Origin of the sequence: Gemmatimonas sp., assembly GCF_041689975.1 — a bacterium.
In the GTDB taxonomy this organism is placed as follows: domain Bacteria; phylum Gemmatimonadota; class Gemmatimonadetes; order Gemmatimonadales; family Gemmatimonadaceae; genus Gemmatimonas.
Genome location: NZ_JBDNFF010000073.1, coordinates 1 through 3947 on the forward strand (window position 1 = coordinate 1; position 3947 = coordinate 3947).

3 protein-coding genes are annotated in these 3947 nt (G+C 65.2%); 1 reads left to right on the plus strand and 2 read right to left on the minus strand.

Annotated elements, in window-relative coordinates; translation table 11 throughout:
• On the plus strand, window positions 1-523 hold a 523-nt coding region (locus ACESNG_RS05220), incomplete at its 5' end, for a creatininase family protein (RefSeq protein ID WP_373063135.1).
• A 7-nt stretch (window positions 524-530) separates the two neighbouring features.
• Here the strand turns inward: ACESNG_RS05220 and ACESNG_RS05225 are convergent.
• Entirely contained in the window at window positions 531-2369 is a 1839-nt protein-coding gene (locus ACESNG_RS05225) for an ankyrin repeat domain-containing protein (RefSeq protein WP_373068088.1), read from the minus strand.
• 42 nt (window positions 2370-2411) lie between these two features.
• A complete protein-coding gene (locus ACESNG_RS05230) occupies window positions 2412-3788 on the minus strand; it encodes a DUF1552 domain-containing protein (protein WP_373063139.1) in 1377 nt (458 codons plus the stop codon).
• Between the last annotated feature and the right edge of the window lie 159 nt (window positions 3789-3947).

Below are 3947 nucleotides of genomic sequence, written 5' to 3' on the forward strand. Positions count from 1 at the left end.
CGAGGGCAACTACACGCGCGCCGGTTTCGGTGACAAGCCGGGTGTCATTTCGCTACCCTCGCCCAGCTACGATCGCTTGCTCGATGCGGCCGTGCGATCGCTACGCGTGCACGGATTCACCGACATCCTGCTGATCGGCGACAGCGGTGGCAATCAAGCCGGCCTCACGGCGGTCGCGAACGCGCTGAATGCAGAGTGGGCCGGAACTGGCGTCCGCGTATACGCGCTCGTCGACTACTACCAGAAGGGGCGCATTCAGATTCGCGACTATCTCAAGACCACCTACGGATGGGACGAGCAGATGGTGGGGTCGCACGCCGGCACGAGCGATACATCGCAGCTGTTGTACGTGTTCAGCGACGGGATTCGACTCGACAAGCTCATGCCGAACGGCGGCGCACCCGACGCCGGTGTCACGGGCGATCCGACCAAGGCCTCAGCCGCGATCGGGAAGATCGCGGTCGATCAGAAAGTGAATGCGGCGCTCGCCCAGTATCGTGCCCTGAGGGGCGGCACGCCGTAACACGGCATCAGCAGGATATGCAGCGATGGTTGTTCTTCACACCCAGCTTTTCCAACAACGCCACCGTGTCCAGGAACGGCGAGATGCGCTGCACCGGACCGTTCGCCATATCCACGGTCGTCTGTCCGGTGCGCGCCAGTGCCATCACGTCGCCGCCCTTGGAGATCAGGTATGCGATCATTTCGTTGTCGCCACGTGCTGCGGCATGGTGCAACGGCGTGTAGCCGTTGAAGTCACGCATATTCACGTCGAACTTCAACTCTTCCACGAGATAGCGCAGCGCGGGCATCCAGCCGTCGGGCGTATGCTTGTGTTCGTTGGCCGCGAAGCTTTGCCCGTACCCAACGCCGGTGGCAGCGTGTATGGCGAATACGCCCAAGCCACCTTCGGGAATCGGCGCGAGCCCGGACGGATCTGCGCCCGTGTCGACGGCCATGGCGCGACGGCGCGCCCGCGGTTTGGGCTTGATCGTCGCGATCATCGGATCGGCGCCCGCGGCGAGCAGCAGCCGCATCGCGGGAATATCGGTCGCGTGGGCCGCCCGGAAAAACGGCGTAGCGCCGGTGAAGTCGACGCCCAGGTTGTCGCGGTTGTACGTGGTGTACCAGAGTGAGTGAGCTACGCGCGCGTTCGGATCCGCCTTGGCCTTGAGCAGCGCATCGACGACCTCGAGATAAGTCACCTTCTGCTGCAGCTGGAACGACGGCTGCGGCGTGCGGGTCATCGGTGCCCATTCCTTGTTCAGGACCGCGTACAACGGCGCGGCGCCCGCGTCGCTGGCAAGGTTGGGATTGCCACCGCGCTTGAGCAGAAGCATCACGATGTCGTAGTGACCGTTGATCGACGCCATCAACATCGGGCTGGTGTGATCGCCGGCGCTCACCTGATCGATGTTCGCTCCACCATCGAGCAGCGCGTCGACCGCTTCAATCTGTCCCTCACGTACCGCCAACAGCAGTGCCGTGTGGCCACCCTGCGGGCCGAGCAATTCGTTGTACCCAGGATTGTCGTCATCGGCGCCACGGCCGCCCTGGGCCGCCAGTCGAGCCTCTTCTGTTGCAGCGGCTGACGCCGCGCTGGCGAGCGCCGCCGCCGTGGCCGCTTGCACTTCCACCTCGCGGGAGGCTTTCACCGCTGCCTGCACCTGCGACGGCGACGGCATCCAGTTCACGTTCTTCGTTTGGCCCTGGGCCTCGCGGAGCTGAGCGAGCACCGCGTTCCGTTTGGCCTTGGCTTGTCGGTCTTGCGCCGCGCTGGCCATGATATCCATGGTCGTGGCGGCGATCGCCGGGTCCGCGCCGGCTTTCAGGAGGGTACGTACCGCGTCGACCCGGCCTCTTGCCGCAGCGGCCATGAGAGGGGTCTGTCCCCACGACGGCTCCTTCGCGTTCGCGTCGCCGCCCGCCGCGATCAAGGCGGTAATCGTACCAGGCACGCCAGCCACGGCGGCAAGGTGCAACGGTGACACGCCGTTGGTGGTCACACCGCGCGCATCGGCCTTGGCGGCCAGCAGCGCCCGCACCACGCCGGTGGCACCGCTCTGGCTCGCCACGTGGAGCGGCGTATAGCCCCCCACTCTCGTGGCGGACGTGAGCTGCGCCTTCGCGCGCAGCAGGACCACGGCCAGTGACGAATCACCGCGATTGGCGGCCCAGTGCAACGCCGTCATACCGTCGCCTTGGGCCACGTTCACATCGGCGCCGGTTGCCAGCAACGCGCGCACGGCGGCTCCATCGCCTCGCATGGCCGCATCGGCCACCGGCGTCGCGGGGGGGATCGCGATCGATAGTCCACCGGGAATGCCCAGCGCGATCACGCCTAACACCTTCAGCATCGTTCGATTCATACGACGTGCGCTCCGCTTGGTCAGAGATTGGTCACAGTCAGATCAGAACGCGAATTCACCGCTGCTGTCGCCGAACGTGTTGACGTCGTCCATGCCGAGCTTGTGCATCAGACTGAGCATCACGTTCGCCATCGGCGTCCCGTCGGGCGCCTTGAGGTGCTGATTGCCCGAGGCGAGTCCGTGTCCGCCGCCGAGCAGCAACAACGGGGCGCGACGATGGTTGTGCGTATTGCTGTCCGACATCGGCGAGCCGTAGATGATCGTCGTGTTGTCGATCAGTGGCGTATCACCGTCCATCGTGGTCTTGAGCTTGTCGAGCAGATACGGCAGCAAGCTCACATGGTAGCGGTTGATCTCGGCGAACTCGCGCACGCGCGCCGGGTTGTTGCCATGGTGCGACGACGGGTGGAAGCCAGTCGCCACGCCACTGTCGGGATACACGCGGGCCGAGGCATCACGCCCCATTTTGAAGGAGAACACGCGCGTCATGTCGCTCTGCAGCGCCAGCACTTGCAGGTCGAACATGATCTTCACATGATCGCCGAACGAGTCCGGCACGCCGGTGGGCGCCCCCGCCAGTTCGCGTTCCTCACCGGACGAGTTGCGCGATTCGACCTGCTGAATGCGGCGCTCGATTTCGCGAATGTTTTCGAGGTACTGCTCCATCCGCCGACGGTCACCGGCACCGAGTTGACGGTTCAGCTGCGACACGCGCCCCGTGATCCAGTCGAGCACACTGCCCGTACTGCGCGTACGGTCCGCTCGCTCGGCCGGCGTCCCACCGGTGCCGAAGAGCTGCTCGAACGCCACCCGCGGATCACGGATCATCGGCAGCGGCTCGGTGGGCGAGCTCCAGCTGATCGAGTCGGTGTACATGCAGGAGTAGCCGTACGCACAACCACCGGCGCGATCGAGCGGTTCGATGCACAGCTGCATCGACGGAATCGGCGTGGCCTGGCCAAAGCGCTGCGCGTACATCTGGTCGAGCGACGTGCCGGCGAAGATGTCGGAGCCTTCCGTCTGCGTCGGGTGCGACTGCGTCAGGAACACGGCGCTCGACCGGAAATGATCACCACCGATCTCTTCCGCCTTGTACGCTTCAGCCATGCGCACGTCGGTGTTGCTCACGATCGTGACATACTTGCGCCAGGCTTCCAGCGGCGACAGCGAGGTGCCGCTGAGATCGAAGGTGCGTCCCGTGGTTGGCGGCGCCCAGAGATGCTCCGAAAGTCCGAACGGACTGCAGCCGGCCGCGCCGTGTACCATCTCGAGGCAGAGCAAGCGCGCGGGATTGGCCGGTGCACTGGCGGCAAACGCGGTCGTGGGAATCATCGCGTCCAGATACGGAAGCGCGACCATCGTGCCGAGTCCCTTGAGGAACGTACGGCGCGGTAGCGGGTGGCGGCTGATGAACGCCATATGGCGGCTCCTTATCGGGACGTCGAGGACGACGCGCCGGATGACGCGTCGGTGGCTTTCGGAATAGCGCCTTCCGCGCGCTGCATGCGGAACGCAGGGCTGCGAACGACGCCGAGGATATAGGCCGACAGGCGATGCTCCTGCTTCGACGCGTCACGC